Source organism: Paenibacillus polymyxa, from assembly GCF_001719045.1.
GTDB classification, from domain to species: Bacteria; Bacillota; Bacilli; order Paenibacillales; family Paenibacillaceae; genus Paenibacillus; species Paenibacillus polymyxa_B.
This window is the reverse complement of sequence record NZ_CP015423.1, coordinates 1,304,863-1,324,945: the sequence shown is the minus strand read 5'-3', so window position 1 is coordinate 1,324,945 and position 20,083 is coordinate 1,304,863. Positions and strand designations below refer to the sequence as shown.

Here is a 20,083-nt window from a genome sequence, read left to right as displayed (position 1 = left end):
TCAGTTTCAGAAAAAAGGGGTAAAATAGAATTATGGACTTGTTTAGTTTTGCCAGCTTGCTGGCTTATATCCTGTAGTACGACTGGTAAACAGGCAAGATTCTTGGAGGAAAATCATTTGTAAGGTAACCTGAAGGAGGTTGTATATCATGAGTTCTAATGGAGGAAGTATTCAACTGACCGCCCAGCCGAGAACAGAGAAGAAGGGTTCGGCTATTCGTGAATTGAGGTTAAAAGGACGGATTCCAGCTGTGGTTTACGGCTCTGAGCTTGAAGGAACCCCTGTACATGTCGATGCCAAGGAATTTAATAAAGTAGTCAAAACCGGACGTTCAGAGGTGTTCAACCTCACTGTAGAGGGTGGAGAAACCATTCCGGTTATTATTAAAGATTATCAACAGCGTGACAACCAATGGCTGCATGCCGATTTTTTGAAAATTGCCAAAAACAAACCGCTTCGCGTGCGTGTTTCTATTGATTATCAGGGTACACCTGTAGGTACAAAAACAGGCGGTATTCTGCAAGTTCAGGAAACGGAAGTTGAAGTCGAAGGCCTTCCTGCTGATTTACCATCTACCATTGAAGTGGATGTATCCGCACTGGATGTTGGCGACAAGCTGAGCGCTAGCGACTTGAAGCTCCCTAAAGGAGTAACACTGCACGTCCCTGAAGAAGAACTGCTTGCTTCTATTATCGTTCCGCGTGCAGTTGAAGTAGAAAATGCTGCTGTGGAAGGTGATGCAGCGGCAACTGAAGGCACTGAAGAGGCTTCCGAAAACAAGGAATCCTAATGTTTTCAGTTGGTTTATGAATCTTTTTCAATTGCAGAAGATCATCAAAAAGGTATTCAAAATCGCTCCCTGCTAGGGGGCGATTTTTTGCATTCATTTATTTACACTTACATACTCTTTCTCTTTAAAAAGTTGTCCTGTTGTGATTTGGTGTTTAAAAGGGAATGTGGTGTTCGTACGATTTTCATTCAATACGCGTTCTGATATGACGATATATATAGTATGGCATTTACATATTTATTTTATAAATACCTAATATATATCTAAGGAGCGCGTACACAATCATGGACAGAACAAATGAATTGTTGTGGCAAAGAAACAAATTGGTGATCATTATTTTTTGGATTATGACCTTGAGCAGCACCATCCCGGCATTATCTAATCCATCGGTGTGGGTGTCTAGTGGTGTAGGATTTGTAGTCGCCGCAGTGTTGACGATTCTGAATATGAAAAAGAAAGGAATCCGCCTTATTCCTTGGATTATTACGTTATATAGCGTATTAATATGTATATTTGTGAACTTATCTAGCGTGGAGGCAGTGACTACGATCTTTATTTGCTCATTGTTGTTGCTCTACCCATCTTACCGATACTTTTTGATAACAATGGTCTTAAATCTGTGTAATATTTTTATACAAATTACCATCGGTACGCCAGCAACTCCCCCGGTTACCGGTCCTTTGCGTTATATACACGAGTTTATTATTGTTTTACTGATTGGTTTGCTATTGTTAGTGGTATCGGTGTTAAATCAAAAGCAGTTTAAGAAAACGGAAGAGCAAAATAAAGATATGGATGCCACAAGGCAACGTATTGAATTTTTGTTTGAACAAGTGAGACAGGCTGTAGCTGGATTGCATAGCTTCACAGAACGATTCAGGAATCAAGTGGATGCTACCGGCAGCGTGACGAATGAAGTCGCCATCGGGTTTCAGGAGGTTGCCAAAGGGGTAGAAATGCAAGCTTCGAATATCACTGAGGTAACGGATAACTTGGCTCAGTCTGACCAGCACGTGCGCGAGGTTGCCGATCATTCCCGAGAATTGAAGCAGCTCTCCGAAGATACGAAAAGTGCCGGGAGCAGAGGGAGCAATCAACTGCTTGCATTAACGTCTCAAATTAAGGATTTGGGTCTGGTTATGAGTCGTACCAAAGAAGAATTGGACGAGTTTAAAACACAAAGTGATAATATGTCTGCCATGCTCAAAGATATTACTCAAATCTCGAAACAAACTAATTTGCTGTCCTTGAATGCATCCATTGAGGCCGCCAGAGCGGGAGAGCATGGAAAAGGATTTGCCATCGTGGCTGGCGAAGTGCGTAATTTGGCTGAAATGGTAGGGAATACCTCGGTGGCAATGGAAGGTATTTTGACCCAACTGAGAACTCAGATGGATTCTGTCGTAAGCCAATTTGACTTGGGACAGCAAAGACTACAGCAGAGTATGGAATCGGCCCATTCGACCGAAATTGTACTGGAGGATATCCTGCAAAATGCCAATAAAGTGCTGCTGCAGGCCGTGGAGGTGGAAGCCAGTACGAATAGTATGCAGCAATTCTCATCTCAGGTCGTTCAAGAGATGGAGGAGTTTTCAAGCGTTACAGAACAAGCGAGTGCAGCGTCAGAGCAAATTTTGGCTGGAGTAGAGGAGCAACTGAATATAACCTCCAATATGGTGACCGGATTTAATGAGCTGGAGACGTTGATTATCCAGTTAAAAGAACTGGTACATGATCAGAAGGAGGACAACATTCCTACCGAAATCAGCAAAAGCAAATAACAGAAATGCTTCTTTATCGGACTAGAGATCCGGGGAGTATCGCTATCAAGCGGTACTCTCCGGTTTTTTACTGCGTTTGAAGAAGGGAAATGAAGAGGGGATTTCTAGAAGCTATAATTAGATGGAAGTTGATGGTATAATTTGTGGCAGTTTAAATGCTTTGTAATTAAGGGGGAATAAATTCTTATGGAGCTTAAATATTTGTTGATCGGCGTGTTGAGCCTATTGGGTAGCGGAGTGATTTATACGATGGAGCGCTTTATATCGGTCATTCAATGGGCTGCGAATTCCGTACCTGTTAAATTAAATAGTTCGGGCATCTCTATGTCAGAACCTGATATGCCGAGTTTTGTTGACAATATATTTGTTATTATTTTATTCGTATGTGGCTTGATGATACTTGGGTATGGTGTATATGAACGACGTACACGATAACATAACCTATGTAGGCATATCCGATTTTATTTGGGAGGAACGCAGGTGAACGCCTTGTTGGAAATGCTGATGCAGCTATTTGAGCGCGCAGCGTTGTTACTGATTTGTTTGTTTTTTATTACACGTATCCCACGATTTAAGGAAACCTTGCAAAAGAACAGTCATTCCCCGGCAGAGCTAACCTTACTAACGTTGATTTTTTGCATGTTTGCACTGTTCGGTACGTACACCGGGATTGAAGTCGAAGGTTCGCTGGTTAACGTTCGAATCATTGCAATTATGGCGGGCGGTATTTTGTTTGGACCCTGGGTTGGGATCGTTACAGGTATTGTATCAGGTATCCATCGTTATCTAATTGATATCGGGGGAGTGACCTCGATTCCGTGTCTGATTACAAGTATTCTGGCAGGTGTGGTGTCAGGATATATCGGTCGCCGGGTTAATCGTTCCAAGAGATGGCTGGTCGGTATCGCCGCAGGTATGGTCTGTGAAGCGTTGACGATGCTGCTCATTCTGGTGATGGCACAACCCCATGGCCTTGGTGTGGACATCGTTTCCAAGATCGGTCTACCTATGATTATCGGAGAAGTCAGTATCGGTTTAATCGTTCTGTTGATCCAGAGTGTGGAGGGGGAAAAGGAGAATATCGCGGCCAGACAGGCCAAGCTGGCACTGGATATTGCCAATAAGACGTTGCCTTATTTTCGCTCCATTAATGCGGAATCCTTGCATACCATTTGTTCGATCATAAAAGAAGATATCAAGGCAGACGCGGTAGCGATTACCGATACCAGAGATGTGCTGGCCTATGTCGGTTTTGGGGAAGAGCGTTATCACATCGGAGATGAGATTATTAGCGATGTGACTAAATCGACGATCCGCAGCGGTAAAATCACGATCCGCAACCATATTGCAGACGATAAAACACCCCAAATCCAGTCTTTGCTCATTATCCCGTTAGAGGAGCGGGGAGAAGTAACTGGAACCTTGAAGATTTATTATCGCAAAGCTTATAAAATCACGTATCCGTTGCAGACGATGGCGATTGGCTTGTCTCAAATCATTTCCACGTTAATGGAAGTGTCGCGTGTGGAGCAAATTAAGGAAGCGGCGAATAAAGCCGAGCTAAAGGCGCTCCAAACGAAAATTAATCCCCATTTTCTGTTTAACGCGCTGAACGCCATTGCCTCTACGACACGCACCAAGCCGGATAAGGCACGAGAGCTGATCATTAATTTATCGGGCTACCTGCGCTATAATTTGGAACTGAATGATGATTTGATCGAAATTCATAAAGAGCTTCAGCAGGTGTCTGATTACGTGGAAATTGAGAAAGCACGCTTCGGCAACCGGCTTCAGGTAGAATATGTAATGGATGAGGTGTCTGTGCGTATTCCAAGTCTTATTATCCAGCCCCTGGTTGAGAATGCGATTAATCACGGAATCCTCAAGAAAAAGGGGTCAGGTACAGTAACTATTTCTGTAAAGGATCGTGGAGAAAAGGTGCGTATTTCTGTGGCGGATACCGGGGTAGGTATACGGGATGATGTTGTGGATAACCTCTATCATGATCGGGTTCCGGCTAAACAGATCGGCTTGTACAATGTGCACAGACGGCTCAAGCTTATGTACGGCGAGGGAGTTATTATTCTAAAGCATGAGCCGGGCACCGAAGTTTATTTTGACATACCAAAGGAGAAGTCATGAAGGCCATAATTGTAGAAGACGAGCTTCCGGCACGTGAAGAGCTGGAGTATCTTATTCAGACTCATAGCAACATTGAGGTGACTGATAGTTTCGAGGATGGGCTAGATGTGTTTCGGTTTCTGCAAGATCAGGAGACGGACGCGATCTTTCTGGACATTAACATTCCTTCATTGGACGGGATGCTACTGGCACAGAACATTAGCAAATTTGCCAAAAAGCCCTATATTATTTTTACGACCGCCTATAAAGAACATGCGGCGCAGGCTTTTGAACTGGAGGCGTTCGACTACATCCTCAAACCATATGATGAAAAAAGGATCGCATCTATGCTACGTAAGCTGGAAAATGCTTATGAGCAGCAGAACGTTCCAATACAGGAGCCTGTCCAGACGGCGCAACCCCGAGCTGCCGAAGCCAGCACCGTTGCTGCGCCAGGTCGTATTAATCTGCTGAAAAATGACAAAATCATCGTAACGGATGCAAACGATATTTACTATGCGTGTGCGCAGGAAAAGGTGACCCGTGTCTTTACAAGGCACGAAGAATATACGATGCCGATGAGCATTTCGGAATTTCATGCCCGGCTGCCGCAGCAGGACTTTTTCCGCTGTCACCGATCGTACACGGTGAATCTGTCGCAGATCCGTGAAATTGTACCTTGGTTTAATCATACGTATCTCTTGCGTTTGCGTGGACTAGAAGCTGAAATTCCGGTAAGCCGTAGCAAGGCCAAGGAATTTCGGCAAATTATGCGACTTTAAAGGCATTTCATTCCGCTATATGTGCATTTCATTCCTCAAACGATTTCTGGCTAACATGCAGGGTTATAATAATCCATGTAGAGAGAATCCTTACAGACTTGCTCCTCCACAGGCGCAAAGCGTACTGGATTCCCGGTTATGATGATCACAAATTGACGCTGTAGAGCCGGAATGAAAAGAGGAGATTTATATGAAAACAAACAGCGGAAACCGTTGGCTGGTTGTACTTGGAACGATTATTGTCCAGATGGGATTAGGAACCATTTACACATGGAGTTTATTTAATCAACCGTTGGTGGACCGCTTTGGCTGGAACCTCAGTTCGGTCGCCATTACATTTTCAATTACCAGTTTTGCACTGGCGTTTGCTACGTTATTCGCAGGCAAGCTACAGGATAAATGGGGACTACGTCGTCTGATTTTGTGTGCAGGTGTCGTCTTAGGAGCCGGTCTCATGCTCAGTTCGCAGGTAACATCGCTGTCCCTGCTTTACATTTTGGCGGGTATTGTTGTAGGTTTTGCGGATGGAACGGCATATATTACATCACTGTCGAATCTGATTAAATGGTTTCCTGAGAAAAAAGGACTTATTTCCGGTATTTCGGTTGGGGCATATGGAACAGGCAGTCTTATATTCAAGTATATTAATGGTTCGTTGATTCAGTCCGTTGGCGTATCACAAGCGTTTTTATATTGGGGAATGATCGTGCTGATTATGATTGTGGGTGGTTCCTTCCTGGTAAGAGAAGCTGTAGTCGTGAACAAGCCTTCGGTACAAAATGGGGTTGTACAGCGAGATTACACCGTCAAAGAAATGCTGCGCACTAAGCAGGCATATCTGTTGTTCGTAATGTTCTTTACCGCTTGTATGAGTGGTCTCTACCTGATTGGGGTAGTCAAAGATATCGGCGTACGGATGGCCGGCCTAGATGTAGCAACAGCTGCTAATGCGGTCGCTATGGTCGCAATTTTCAACACGGCGGGCCGGATCATACTGGGTGCGCTATCGGATAAAGTAGGTCGTCTGAAAGTAGTAGCGGGTGCGTTGCTGACAACGGCGGTCGCAGTCACAGTGCTGAGTCTGGTACCGCTGAATTTTGGTTTATTCTTTGCCTGTGTAGCAGGAATTGCTTTTTGCTTCGGCGGCAACATTACAGTCTTTCCTGCCATTGTAGCTGATTTCTTCGGTCTGAAAAATCAAAGCAAAAACTATGGTGTTGTGTATCAAGGCTTTGGCCTCGGTGCGCTGGCGGGGTCATTTATCGCAGCCTTGCTTGGTGGATTCATCCCGACCTTTACCACGATTGCTGTGCTGTGTGTCGTATCGTTCCTAATTGCCCTCACCATTCGCACCCCAGAACAAGGCAAAGGCAAACTGCGCAGTGAACGGAAGAAAAATACCAACAGTGTGCGCAGCATGAAGCCTGGAACGAAACTGGGTTAAACGATTTAAGAACAAAGAACCAGATGAATGCCAAAAGACCTGTCATCATTTCTCTAAGGGAGATTATGGCAGGTTATTTGTTTTTCCAATAATCTATTTTACGGTATAATAAAAAGATGTGTAATAAGCCGATATATACAAAAGACATAAGCTAAGAACCTGACAGGAGGACGAGTCATGATCGTGGATACAAGCGGGAATCTGCTTGCCCGCAATACGAAGCTGCGAAATACATATCAAATTCGAAGCGCCTTGTCCCGCAGTGAGCTGGCCATCGTGTATACGGCAAGGCTGTTGGATAACCGAGAAAAGGTCATTGTGAAGGAATTTTTTCCGAATGCCCTGGCTTTGCGAGGGATGGATCGAAAAACGGTCACTTGCGGTACTTCTATGCAATCCAAATACGTGGAGTTTATGCATTATTTTTTGCGTGAAGGGCAAATGTTGAAGGAGTTAAGTCATCCGGGAATTGTCGGTTATATAGATCACTTTGAGGAAAATGGAACAGCCTATCTGGTCATGGAATACTGTGCAGGCAAGACATTGGATCGAATGATGAAAGAAGAAGCTGTGCCAACATCTGATCCCACTTTTTTGTACCACACGGTGCTACCTTTAATTGATGCCATGGAGTACATTCACGACAAAGGAATTATTCACCGGGATATTAAGCCGGGCAACATTATGATTGGGGAAAATGGCAACATCAAGCTGATTGATTTTGGTTCGGCTGTGCATTTTGAAGGCAAAGAGCATCCGATCTTTACTACGGCGGGCTATTCTCCGCTGGAATTTTACTCTAATCGTTCGCAGCAGGGGCCTGTGTCGGATATCTATAGTTTGGCCGCCACGCTGTATTATTGCCGAAAAGGAACACCTCCGCCAGATGTGCCAGGCCGATTGTTTGCAGATCATTCTGAGCGGATTCAGATTGAAAATGCGGGACTTTCTCTGCTGCCGTATGTCATTCGGCGTGGTCTGGAGGTACAGGCTAACAAGCGTTGCCGTTCACTTCGATGGTTTAAAGCCGCACTACGTGCGGAATATTGGATAAAAAAAGGGAAGCGCCCTACTCTTACGGTTCATTAATCGTAAGAGACGGCGCTTCTCTTTTTTTACGTTGTGACGGACATTATCCTGTCGGAGCTTGGATATGGTCGGTGTACACTGAAGTATTCGGTTTAATCGCTTTGTATCGCAGCTCGATTTCAGTGACACCATCCTCGAATGTAATGTACAGTTTGTCACTGTACTCCATGACCGCTTTTTTGTTGCGGGCTAATCTGACCTTTCCATGCTGTAAGGCACAGCGTGTATCATGTTTTACGATTAGGCTCCCTTTTTTACCTGCGGAAAATACGATCCGTTCCGCTTCTGGCAACGGTTCGTGAACGTCAAGCGTACGGAACAATTCCTGCAAGCTGACCTTACGGCCCGGAAAGGAGGTGAGCGGCCAAGATTTTACCGGAATCTCCTGTCCACTTGCTGTAGCGAGAAAATATCCTTCAATTCTTCCGGCAAACTGCGGCTTCGGCCGCAAGAACCAATACAGAAGAGCGGCTACTACGACACTGATGGCTACCGTCCATTTAATGGCTGTATACCGGGATTGTACAGAAACGGTTAGTGTAGCGCTGCTGGATGCTCCTTCCGGATCGGTAGCTTTAATCTTCAGCTGAGAGTCACCTGTGTGGAGCTCGGATAGCAGCAGATCATTACCGTTAATCTCAGCATGGACCGTATCCCCAGCGACTTCTGAATCCAGCTTATAGTTCAGCTTGTCATGATTGGGGTCAACAATAAAATCTGATAAACTTCGACGGGAATCGCCGTCTTCTTTTACCAGGTGAATCGTCAGGTCTTTTAAGACCTGTGGTGCTGCATTGGCCGCGTGAACCTTATGTACAATTCCCTTACGGTACCATTGCGGACTATCCAGAGATAGCTGCCATGTATAATCCCCGGTTTGAGGGAACGCATATTCGGTATGAAAGGCTCCTGACTTATAGGTCATAGGCACCTTTTTGGCTGTGCCCCCCTTGGGAGTAACTACAATATGGGCTTGGAGAGACGTATATACGGCTTCATCTGTAAGCTTTTGATTGTTCGGCAACAGAAGCTGAGCTTGAAACGGTGTCGCTTGACCTTTCAGCAACTGCACAGGCTTGTCGCCATGAGTTGCCGTTGCTTGCTTTGCTCCCATGGTAGCTTCGGCTTCCAGTCGATAGCTGCCAAGTAAATTGATTTTCACCAAATCCCCGCGTATGCCCCGTAGCTTCAACTTCACTTTACCTGCCTGTGGATGCTCGATTTTTAAAATCGCATAGCGGCTCGACTTGTACCTGCGGACATTTTCTGAATTGGAATATAGCTGTGTTTCCAGAAGGGGATGCTCCGACAAAAGCACCAAATTGGCTTCCTCCATACTAGAATCAGGTAGAGTTACAGTTAATTCTTGCATCTCGCCAGTAGTCGTAATTGCAGCAATTGGGACGAGCTTGGAACGAATTTGACTGGCGAAAATACGGTTCAGAATTTCCGGCAGATCCTCGGCACTACTCGTAATAAAAGAAGCTCCACCCGTTTGAGAAGCGATCCGTTCGAGTTCTTGTCGGTTCACTGTGCCATCATGGTTCAGACCAATTGTGTACACCGGATATCCCTTGGTCTGTGCAGATTTGATGACAGAGGACACATCGTTATTGGAGTCACCTTTGGATCGGGAACCAGAGGAGGCACCAAAATCAGTCTCTCCATCAGACAACAGAATCATAAAAGGCTGACGCCCTTGGGATGCTCCTGCCGCTAGCAGCTCTGAGCCTTTGCGCAGCCCAAGTCCCAAATCCGTATAACCGGAACGATTTAGCGTTCTGATTTCCTGTTGGATCTGGGATTTTTGCGCTGCCACGGCAATCGAAGTTAGTGGTTTCGAGGCGACCACATGGTGATTGTAGGCAACGAATCCGACGCGCGTACGGTCTGCATCACTCAAATCCATAAACATATTGATGACTTCGGCCGCAATGCCTTCAGGATCGGTATCCCTCATGGAATAACTGGTATCCAGTACAAAAACGGCATCGTAACCCTCGATCGGGACAGCACCTAAAGATGCTGCATTAGCCTGATTTACAGTGCAAATGACCCCGTTTAGGCTCATTTGTAAAAATAGTACAAAAGTCATGAAAACGATAATCCCTAGTTTCCTTATTCTGAACATAAGCTCCTCCATCGCCGAGGCCAACGTGGGGGGATCAGCTCTCCTAATCCTTGGGATATAAGGGATAAAGGATCAAAACAGCTGATAACCCTCACATTAGCCATGAATTTGATTCTTTTACGCTTATCAGAAATATCCAATGGACTTCTATCGGTAATTGAGTTCCATTTGTGAATATTTCCCTGAAGAAACAGGTCTAACATATCATGAAAATTACGTATTCACGCATAAAATGAGTCAAAATGCCCTGTTTCAATCTGAGACTACAGAAATTGACAAAACTGAAGGGTGCTTTGTATGATAGCTCTCGTATCAACGGCAAAAATTGGGATTGAAGTTAGGAATACGAAATCATAAATTTAAAATTTCTGTGTTATCTGACTTTTGATTTTGGAAATACATCTCATTTGCATGCTTTGCCGTTAAAAGCCGAATAACGCTTCGGACCGATTTTCGAGGTTACATGCCTGTACCTTAAATGTGGTATAAGCTCAATCCTTTGACGAATTTAAATGTTAAGTAGGGGGGAGGAGGCAAAAGAACTAAAAATGAGTTTCGTCCGTTTCAAATTGGACATCCCATGTCCGTATATGGAGCAATGGACCTATAACTCATACTTTGTTCATTTGCCGACAGCGATGGAAATCATTTATCAAACCAACCGGACAATGCTTTTTGAAGAGATTAACCCGGAAAAGCTGGACCTGATCACCATTGTAGGTGATGTGAAGGGTATTGACAGCTTGAGCGATGAGAAGATCAAGGAAATTAATCAGCACCTTCTGGTGCGCAGCTTTGACGAATTTTTGGATAAGTTTTCACCGACCGTGTATTCGTTTTTTAACGCGGCCAATCAAAAAGTCGTCTACACCCTTAAAAAGCCAGAGGGAATTGATGAGGATAGCATTTCTGAAATTCGTGTAAATCAAAGTAATGATTTTCTGAAAATGTTGTTTACGCTCATTGATACCAAGCGCAGTCAAGGAATCACCAATGTAGATTTCAAATTTGAAAATCTGCTGGATATGATTTCACCGAAAAAGGTTATGGATGATATTCGTCAAGTCCGCAAAGAGATTCACTATATGTACGGTGAATACGACAAGCTGGATGATGGCGATCCGAAGAAACTCGACATGGGTGACAAGCTGAATGGAATGTTCGAGGAAGCGAGTCAGAACTATAACAACGTTATGGCTATGCTCCCACTGGCAATTGAGGACATCAAAACCCGCCTTCTGCTCGGTGGCGCCCAAGAGGAAAACTCCGGTGAACTGATCCAGGTGGGTATGCTCTCCATTGGGGAAAGCGGCGAACTGAAAATTATTGAAGCGCCGAAGAGCGACAGCACTGAGCTGATGCTGTTGGATGAAAACAGCACTGGCGATCTCTCCCAAGTATTCGAAGAGGATTATAACTCCATCACAGATACGCCTTCTGACTATGTGAAGGATTTGGTGGTTCGCACATTTGTGCCACTGCCAGCTGTTCAGACCAAGGTGGATACAGCGGTTGAAGTTCAAAACTACAACACGTATCTGGAGTTCTATAAAAATGCCAAGGACGATTTCGTAAAGGCGGTTAAGCCGCTTGTGGAGAAAATCCTCGGTGTCAAAATGTTCTTCGATCAATATGCAACGAAGAGCAAAGGCATGCTGCCGACAATGCTGGTGGCGAACAACAAGCTGGACATGCTGGTGAAAAGCAGCAATATCCCGCGCCTGGAAACGTACCTGAACACTGTGAATGCTAAGAATGAATTCAGCGACACGATCTGGTTCGGTATCGTTCCATCCGTCGAGCTGGAAGCAGCCGGTAAGGTAAAGGTTTCACGTGAACGCTTCAAGGGCAACGAGAAGGTCGTTAAGCAGGGCGGAAATTCTATGGAATCGCTCTCGATGCTGCTGCAAGTCGTGAAGGATTACAAAATTCAAATGTTCTTTAACTTTGAATCCGGTGAAGAAACGACTTTCAACAGTATGGCGACAGCAGGCATCGACAAATATGTCGATAAATGCGCCAGTCTCGTTCGCAGAGAATATAGCGAATTTGCCATTCCTTGCGTACCGAACTTTACGATTATTCCGAAGGACAAATCGGGTGTCATTATCGACAGCAAAATGCTACAGACCGAAGACGGTGTACAGCTCTCTAAGGAGAAAGAGGATATTCTCAAGCTGTGGATCGAGGGTGTTTATGTAGGTGCAGCCTACGTTGCTGCTGGCTTGGTCGCTTCCTATCAGTGTCCTGAGTACTTGCGTGAGACGTTCAAAACGGTCAATAAAAACTTCCCTGGCGTACGCTTCGACATTGAAGCCGGAGACAACAGCCTGCGCACGGTAACGACGATGGCCAAGGAAATCACCGGATTCACCAACACGATCAAGGATGCCATCAACCGTAAAAACTTCGGCTTTGTATTCTCGTCGGAGAATGCTCAGATCCAGGATAAGGATATCCGCCGGATTACCGTCTACAAGGCGAGAAGCATGGCGATGTCCGAGGACGGTTTTGACTCCATCTACAAGACGCTGGTCAGCACGTACATTGAACGTATTTTACGCTACCAGACAGGGGACTTCAAACACGAAAATATCGTCCGCTTCTTCAGTAACAATCCGAGCAGTCAGAAGAGCAAGTGGCTGAGCAGCAGAGGATCTGTTAACTCGATCATTCAGGATGGAGACGATATGAGCTTCATTATTGATGAGAAAAGCAATATGTGCCATATCGATCTGGTCTTCAACGGTAATGTGAAGAACCTGGAAGTCATGATCACTAAGGGAACCAGCTCGGTCAAATCATGATCCGAGCACTACGAAAGATGTTAGAGGCGTTTCTATCCAGAACCGCCTTTATACATAAATCGCGGAGAAGCTTTGCATCTCCCGCCATCATATTACCTAATTTCAAGGAGGCAACACACATGGGATTCAGATTGAAAGTAGAAGGACAAGAAACAATCGAGCTGGGCTTGGATAACATCCAAACGGTTATTTATGACACCGATACACCGGACGATTCCAATGCACGCTCCACTGACGTAGGCTCCACGCTGCGCATCAGCGGTAAAATCATCACAGCCGTAGACGGTGACAGCGCGGATGACACGCTGAAACTGGCTTTGTGGTCTCTGGTTCCTGCTGAAAAAGCAGACAGCTACCGTAAAGTAACACTGGAAGTTATCGCAGCTGATCAAGTTGTGCGTAAAATCCACTTCCCGAATGCTTTCGTTGTAGACTACAACGAGCACTTCGGCGACACAGAAGGTGTAGGTGCATTTACACTCTACATCAAACAAAAGAAAGACAAAACCGAGCTGGCTACAATCGACGGCGGATATCCGGTTTAAGCTTAACGTCTTCACGTTAAGTGCAGCTTAAACACACACTCATCCGGCACACAAGTGCAGGGTGGATAAATATTAAGAGGCCTACGGGTCTCTTAATATTTATTTTTTTCGGAGAGGGGAACATCACACAATGACCAACTACTATGAGCTGCTCGGTGTCAGCCGGGATGCTTCGGAGGCAGAGATTAAGCAGGCTTACCGTAAACTGGCCAAAAAGTATCATCCTGATACCAACCAGGGAAGCGAGGAAGCAACGCGCAAGTTCAAGCTGATTCACGAGGCTTACAATACCTTGCGTGACGAAGCATTGCGGCAGGCATACGATGCCGAGCTCATCCGAAAAACTGAGGGAGCTGGCGGGGAACAGCAAGAGAGAGGGAGAGGGGCTGCATCCTCCAGGGGTGCGCGTACGGCAGCCAAAGGATTCAATCCGGCTGATATAGGAACTGATTTTGAGCAATTTTTTGGTTTTCATCCGAAAACGAAGGAGGGCTCACCAGGGAAAAAAACGAAAAAACCCGATGATCCGACGGATACCTCCGCGATGTTTAACCAATTTTTCGGTATTCGTAAAAAGTGATGATTTCAGGATAGAAATGGGGGAAGCAAGCAGTGAAAACGGCGCAGAACAGATGGGTTTTCATCATAGATGTTGCCATGTTCGGGCTGATGCTGGCGATCGCCTTTTATGTGTTTAATCGTACAGGCTACAGCGGTTTGAAAACCGTGGTCGCGATAGGTATTGGAATCGGCGTGCTTGTATACATACTGCGTAATCTGGTGTCCGTTGTACCTGTGGCTAAGCCAAAGGCACAGCGTCAGCGGATTGCCAAGCTGGTGTTGATTGATGAAGAGGGCGAGTCCATTAAAGAATGGTATATCGAAGGCGAAACGTCGCTATTAATCGGTAAAACAACGTCACGTTCGGAGGCGGATATTGATTTGGTAGGTACAGATTATGCCTCCCTGGTAAGTGTGGAGCATGCGGTGCTCAACCGGGTGAACAGCGACTGGTTTGTGGAGGATGTGGATTCCGGTAATGGTACAGGCTTGCGGTCTGCTAACGAAAGTGTAACCAAGAAGTTGGAAAGCGGTGAGCCATACCGGATTTACTCAGGTGATTTATTATATATTGCCAATACGAGACTGCTCGTTAAATAGATGAGGATGCTGCAAAATCCTCAGATCGCTTGAAAAGACAATCATGACAATGGGGGAAGGAACCGACTATGAGTTTGACAAGATGCCCGAACGGACACATGTTCAGTACACGAAAGCACGGAAATACGTGTCCTTATTGCAATACGGTAGTAAATGTAGCTGCACCCAAGAGCGCAGAGCCAGTGGCGAAAACAAACGTCGCAGGAGATAACGACAAAACAATGCCGTATTTGGGCGAGACGGTGGGCATTCATCCGGTAACCGGATGGCTGGTATGCATCGAAGGAGCACAGGTGGGTCAGGATTATCGCATTATGGCGGAGAAAAACTTTATCGGGCGCGCAGAGGAAATGCATGTCCGCATTATCGGGGACAACACGATTTCCCGTAGAAATCATGCGGTCATTGTGTATGATCCGAAGAAACGTAACTTTTACTTGTTGCCAGGCGATTCATCAGGTTTGGCGTACCACAATAACGAGGCGGTATATTCACCAGCAGAGCTGGCTGCCTATGACGTGATTCAGCTGGGACACAGCAAATTTATCTTTATCCCGCTGTGTGGCGCCCATTTTGAGTGGGATAACGAAAACTAGGACGGAATTGGGCAATGGTGCAGGGAGGTAACGATATGCAGCCTTATTTTGTTGTAAGTGGAGCTGCGGTACTATTCGCTGTTCTGCTTATGATCCGTATACGACTGACGCGAAGTTCCGGCAGCCGTACCGTGAGTGGAATTGAGATCGGAAATGGTCAAACGATCGGGAGCCGGAGCGAGCAGGATGATTATTTCTCCAGTATGACGACACCTGTCGGTACGCTGGCTGTTGTCGCAGACGGTATTAGTGGGCTGGCCAATGGGCGTATGTCCAGTACCTTGGCTGTGACTACTTTTACGAAGGCGTTTGCCAAGCTGGAAGATGCAACGAATTTGAATGGATATTTTACAGAGGCGGCAACTCAAAGCAATCGCGGCATTTTGCAAAATTTGAACGGACAGGGCGGAGGAACGACGCTGGCTGCGGTCATTGTGTGCGGCTATCAGCTGTATTACGGAGCGGTGGGCGACAGCTTGATTACGATTTACCGCAATGGTCATTTCCAGACAGTCAATTCCAAGCATACAGCAGAAACACTGCTGGAGGAACGAGTGCTTGCTGGACAAATGACCTCGGAGGAAGCCAAAACGAGTCCAGTGCGCAATCAACTGGTCAACTACTTGGGCTATGAGGGCTTTGAGAGCATGGAAATGGGTAATGCACCGATTCGTTTGTATTCAGGCGATCATGTGCTGCTGTGCAGCGATGGCATTCAGGAGGCGCTGACGGAGATTGAATTGGAAGAGATTATGCGCAAGGGTGGAACACCGCAGGAAACAGCGGATGCCATGATCGACGCCATTGATGATAAAGGCTTTAAAAGTCAGGATAATGCGACAGTACTTATTTTGGCGATAGGATGAAACAAGAAAGACGGGGGTAGCGATGCGCAAGGACAACAGCGATTTTAGTACCGCCTTTGTGTCGGAAGCGGGCTCTTACATAGACAACCGGGACTATTTTGCATTCATGGAGACGGACGACATGGCCTGTTATGTCCTCGCAGACGGTCTGGATTCGGATCAGGAGCTGCGCAGCGCAGAAATGGTTGTCAAAACGGTGCTGGAAAACTTCATGGAGAAGCCTTCCATGTCCAAACGGCGCTTGATGAGAGATCTGCGTGAAGCGCAGGAATGGCTGCAATTTGAAAGCCGTCGTGTTCGGCTCAAAGCCAGTCTGCTGATGGTAGTGACCAACTATAACAAAATGGTGTATGTTTCGTGCGGTAATGTGCGGCTATATCATTTTCGCAATGGAAGGCTTAATTTTCGCAGTAAGGATCATAGTCTGGCTCAGTCATTGGCAGATGATGGACGCATTCCAGACGAAGCGACCAGCACACATGAGGAACGAGGTAATCTGCTGGAATACTTGGGAAATCCGAATGGAGTTCATGCCCATTACGCCAAAAAGACGCAGCTTGCAGATGGAGATGTAATCCTGCTTGCCACCTCAGGGATGTGGGAGGATGTTGAGCTGGCGGAAATGCTGGGGGCGCTGGAGGAAGCGAAGCACCCGGTCATGCTGACGGACACCTTGGAAGAGGTTCTGCTAAGCAAACAGCATCGGACGGTGAATAATTACACGGCTGCGGCCATTTATGTAAATAAAGTTTTTCAGGAAAAGCCTAAAAACCGCCGCAAGTTGATCAAACGGATTTTGCTTGCTTTGCTTGTTTTTATTGTTGTGGGCGGGGGAGCATGGATTACGCTGGCTCGTATGGCTGCGAATAAGGCAGCTGCACTGGAAACGATGATCGAATCAGCCCAAGCCGCAGACGATTATGCAAGGACAGGAGATTATGCGAAGGCGCTCAAGTCCTACAGCGAAGCGAAAAACGCGGCGGTTAAAATTAACGATAAGATTCATAAGCGACTGTATACAGCCGAGCAGAAACTATCTCAATTGCTGGTGGACGGAGACGGCTACGTGGAAAAGGCGGACTTTACCAAAGCTGAAGCCAGCTACGAGAAAGCACGGAAAAGCGCCGGGCTATATCCACCGTTTAATGTGAAGGATATTGAGCATAAAATCGATCAATTGGACAGCTATGCCGAGACAGCGAGCTGGATGAAGGACGGAGATTTAAAATTTCAGGGCGGCGATTACACGAATGCGCTTAAGCTATACAAGAAAGCAAACAAGGCTGCGATGGAATCCGGTTATACGTCCGCGCAAAAAGAACTGGAGAAGAAAATTACCGAGGCCAACGATAAATTGACAGCTATTCAGCAGCAGCTCAAGGAGATTCAAGCTGGAAAACTTCAGGCCAAAGGGGATCGGATGATGAAGGATCTCGATTATGAAGGAGCCATTGATGCCTATAGCGGGGCACAGGAAATTTATCAGGAGATTGATAAGCTCGAAAGTGTTCTGGCATTGGAACGGAGCATTGCCAAGGCGGAGGAAAAGCAGAGCGCGGAACAGCAGAAAAATGGTCAGCTTCCTGCTGGATTGGGATTGTCTGACGGAGCGTTGAACGACACGGACGCAGGGGACACAGCGAGTGAAGCTTCATCTTCCGCTGCTGCAACCCCTGCTGCAGAATCGCAAACGAAGGCTGCGCCAACGGCTTCAGCGGGAACTACACCCGCGAAGAAGGAAGCCTCTTCGGCTGCAAAGAGCAGTGGTACAGGCGATGGAACTGCCCCTTCGGCCAAGGTGGATACCAACAAAGAGCAAGGAACTGCTGATTCCGCTTCTAAAGCAGCAGGGGCGTCTGATTCAGAGAACCAAGATCGGGCTGCTGCGAACGGAGGTTAAGTTTTTCATGTTCAATGAATGCTGGAGCCGGAAAGGAGTGAGACGTCGTGAAAGAGCTGGTACAGGACCGTTTGAGCAAGATGGACGATTTAGAGCAGAGACGTTTACTGAAAAATATGATGGCGGGGGTATTTATGAACCTCGTCGAATATCAGGAAGAAATGACCCGCCAGCTAGAACGGCGGGTATTTGAGGAAATTGAGAATACGGAAGAAAAGATTGATGTGTACGTGTCATTGACATCGCGTGAGGACTATGACCCAATTCATGAATTTTTATATCCTGTGTTACCGTCTGATACGGAGGAAAAGCAGATGGACATCAGCCGTGTGGCAGAGGTGGTACGCGAAGGCGGTGCGATGCCGCTGTTTACGCTTTTTCTTGAGATGGAGACCGAACGTATCTCAGCGCTGGTGCGCAGCAAGCGAATTTTCTCAGGAATGTTGGTCACGGAAACCGGCAATTATCCGATTCGTTTTCGTCTGGAGCATAACCGTTCTTATATTTTGGAAATTGAGCAGTTATATCACACGTTTATGCAAAATGGTATGCCATGGAAAACAATTAATCACCCGTACGCTTATAAGTTTGTGGACTGTGTATTGATTGGTGGAGACGGCGAGCCGGCCGCCCATGAAGAAATTCATGAAATTACAATTTCATTGGAGGAATTCGACGTTTTTAAGAAGGGCGACGTTTTTCCGCTTTGGAACATTGAAAGGCTATCTCTAAAGAACAGCGGTTTTCCTATACCCGCTATGGATCGTGTGAACTATGAGCATGTGCTGCCTTTGCGAAAAACAGGTCCTGAGCATGGTTACTTGATTGACGGGACTGAAGGCGATATCCGGTATATCAAGCGTACAGAAGAGGAACTGACGATTGTCACACCACGTGATAAATCTGGCGAATGGAATGTGTTGAAGGTTACGAAGCCTGTTACAACGAGACTTAGTCGTCAGACTTATCCGTTATTGTCTAATCGGCGACAGGACAGCTTTTTGGGCCGCTATGCAGGAAAACAGGCCGTGATTGTCCGTGCCAAAGCGGAAATCATGCGCATCGTAAACTCGTTTGAAGCAGCGCAGGGGCTGGAGCTGGAACGTGTGGACATCTGGGGAGGTGCAGGGAGAAATGATGTAAGCAACCTTGTAACCAAAACCCAGACGTATCCGTTAAATCCGTTTGTCAGCGATAACGTACGGACAGAGGAAGGCAAGCAGACCATGCGTTTGGGGTTCAGACGTGGTTCTGACGATGTTTCGCCAACCGCGCCTGCTTATATTTTATCCGATTTAATGAGCTTTCTGGTATCGGAAGTGCAGATGTATTTTCCAGAGTACAAGTGTGAAGGAGAATGGGTGTGAATTACGTCTGGGATTTGCTCATGCGCGCGAGGGAACAGGGGCTGGATGTAGATAAATTCCGCTTCGTACCCGCTGTCAGCTACTCTCCGTATATGGAGCTTAGTCTGGCAGAGTTGAATACTTCCCATTTGGAGCAGGTAGTGGAAATCAATCCGTACTACCGCTTTTATTCTATTTTTCGGGATCTGTTTCCACCGGATGCTGAAGAGTATCTGGAGCTGAGAGAATCGCTATTTGATATTATGATGCATTTTCTGGCGGAAATGGACTTGTATCAAGGGATGAATCGGCGGGAGTACCATATCCGGTTTGTTCGGCGTGATATTGCAGAGGGCATTTTTGGCCCGAAGGTAAAGGAAGGCTTTGGACAATTAAACCGTGAGGATCAGGACGCGATTGCTGAAGGATTACTGCGCCTGTATGAGACGGGAGAAGCCGTACATCTGCTAAAAGAAACGATGCGGCGCGTCTTTCATCGCTCAATCATTTACACCAATTGTGAGGAAAAAGACGAATTACTCATCTATATCGGCCAAGAGGAGACGCCATTGTCACGGATTAAAGTGGATTTGATTCTGGATTTGTTTCTTCCGGCACGTTTTACGACGGAATTGTATTGGACAAGTCATTTCGGCATTTTAGAGGAAGATCCTACGATGAAAATAGACGCTATCGCCCTCTATTAAGGCTAAATGGCTAAGAA

At 46.2% G+C, this 20,083-nt stretch carries 17 protein-coding genes; 16 read left to right on the top strand and 1 reads right to left on the bottom strand.

The features are described 5' to 3' along the window. The first annotated feature begins 148 nt into the window (after positions 1-148). From AOU00_RS05955 to AOU00_RS05925, 7 genes are all read left to right on the top strand, one after another. The gene (locus AOU00_RS05955) at positions 149-790 is read left to right on the top strand and encodes a 50S ribosomal protein L25 (RefSeq protein WP_061828704.1); all 642 of its coding nucleotides are present in this window, start codon (positions 149-151) and stop codon (positions 788-790) included. Positions 791-1,074: 284 nt separating this feature from the next. Beyond that, complete coding sequence (locus tag AOU00_RS05950) at positions 1,075-2,571, top strand: methyl-accepting chemotaxis protein (protein ID WP_069290167.1); 1,497 nt, start codon at positions 1,075-1,077, stop codon at positions 2,569-2,571. A 186-nt stretch (positions 2,572-2,757) separates the two neighbouring features. Continuing rightward, positions 2,758-3,006 (top strand): hypothetical protein, encoded by a 249-nt coding sequence (locus AOU00_RS05945; RefSeq protein ID WP_039272912.1) that lies wholly within the window; start codon positions 2,758-2,760, stop codon positions 3,004-3,006. A gap of 45 nt (positions 3,007-3,051) precedes the next feature. Further along, the gene (locus AOU00_RS05940; protein WP_172828267.1) at positions 3,052-4,713 is read left to right on the top strand and encodes a sensor histidine kinase; all 1,662 of its coding nucleotides are present in this window, start codon (positions 3,052-3,054) and stop codon (positions 4,711-4,713) included. Then, complete coding sequence (locus AOU00_RS05935) at positions 4,710-5,474, top strand: LytR/AlgR family response regulator transcription factor (RefSeq protein WP_013311480.1); 765 nt, start codon at positions 4,710-4,712, stop codon at positions 5,472-5,474. Before AOU00_RS05940 ends, AOU00_RS05935 begins: the two co-directional genes overlap by 4 nt. Positions 5,475-5,664: 190 nt before the next feature. Further along, positions 5,665-6,918: an L-lactate MFS transporter gene (locus tag AOU00_RS05930; RefSeq protein WP_061828705.1), complete on the top strand. Its 1,254-nt coding sequence runs from the start codon at positions 5,665-5,667 to the stop codon at positions 6,916-6,918. Between the two features lie 177 nt (positions 6,919-7,095). Continuing rightward, complete coding sequence (locus tag AOU00_RS05925; protein ID WP_039272919.1) at positions 7,096-8,007, top strand: serine/threonine protein kinase; 912 nt, start codon at positions 7,096-7,098, stop codon at positions 8,005-8,007. 43 nt (positions 8,008-8,050) lie between these two features. Here AOU00_RS05925 and AOU00_RS05920 read toward each other — a convergent pair whose 3' ends face one another. Then, the gene (locus AOU00_RS05920; protein ID WP_230585121.1) at positions 8,051-10,138 is read right to left on the bottom strand and encodes a vWA domain-containing protein; all 2,088 of its coding nucleotides are present in this window, start codon (positions 10,136-10,138) and stop codon (positions 8,051-8,053) included. A gap of 638 nt (positions 10,139-10,776) precedes the next feature. Between AOU00_RS05920 and AOU00_RS05915 the strand changes: the two genes are divergently transcribed. The 9 genes from AOU00_RS05915 to AOU00_RS05875 all read left to right on the top strand — a co-directional run bounded on the left by AOU00_RS05915 (position 10,777) and on the right by AOU00_RS05875 (position 20,066). Next, on the top strand, positions 10,777-12,945 hold the full coding sequence (locus tag AOU00_RS05915; protein ID WP_023989860.1) for a hypothetical protein: 2,169 nt from the start codon (positions 10,777-10,779) through the stop codon (positions 12,943-12,945). A gap of 119 nt (positions 12,946-13,064) precedes the next feature. After that, a complete protein-coding gene (locus tag AOU00_RS05910; protein WP_013311475.1) occupies positions 13,065-13,490 on the top strand; it encodes a hypothetical protein in 426 nt (141 codons plus the stop codon). Positions 13,491-13,620: 130 nt separating this feature from the next. Further along, positions 13,621-14,070 carry a J domain-containing protein gene (locus AOU00_RS05905; protein WP_069290166.1) on the top strand — a complete coding sequence of 150 codons (450 nt, stop codon included), beginning with the start codon at positions 13,621-13,623 and terminating at the stop codon, positions 14,068-14,070. 32 nt (positions 14,071-14,102) lie between these two features. Continuing rightward, entirely contained in the window at positions 14,103-14,651 is a 549-nt protein-coding gene (locus tag AOU00_RS05900) for an FHA domain-containing protein (protein ID WP_023989858.1), read from the top strand. A 68-nt stretch (positions 14,652-14,719) separates the two neighbouring features. Further along, positions 14,720-15,247, top strand: a complete 528-nt coding sequence (locus AOU00_RS05895; RefSeq protein ID WP_069290165.1) for an FHA domain-containing protein — start codon at positions 14,720-14,722, stop codon at positions 15,245-15,247. 35 nt (positions 15,248-15,282) lie between these two features. Beyond that, positions 15,283-16,113 (top strand): PP2C family protein-serine/threonine phosphatase, encoded by an 831-nt coding sequence (locus AOU00_RS05890; protein ID WP_069290164.1) that lies wholly within the window; start codon positions 15,283-15,285, stop codon positions 16,111-16,113. Positions 16,114-16,135: 22 nt separating this feature from the next. Continuing rightward, entirely contained in the window at positions 16,136-18,013 is a 1,878-nt protein-coding gene (locus tag AOU00_RS05885) for a serine/threonine protein phosphatase (RefSeq protein ID WP_069290163.1), read from the top strand. Between the two features lie 47 nt (positions 18,014-18,060). Continuing rightward, positions 18,061-19,380, top strand: a complete 1,320-nt coding sequence (locus AOU00_RS05880; RefSeq protein WP_069290162.1) for a normocyte-binding protein — start codon at positions 18,061-18,063, stop codon at positions 19,378-19,380. Continuing rightward, a complete protein-coding gene (locus tag AOU00_RS05875; RefSeq protein WP_028542472.1) occupies positions 19,377-20,066 on the top strand; it encodes a hypothetical protein in 690 nt (229 codons plus the stop codon). Before AOU00_RS05880 ends, AOU00_RS05875 begins: the two co-directional genes overlap by 4 nt. The last annotated feature ends 17 nt before the right edge of the window (positions 20,067-20,083 follow it).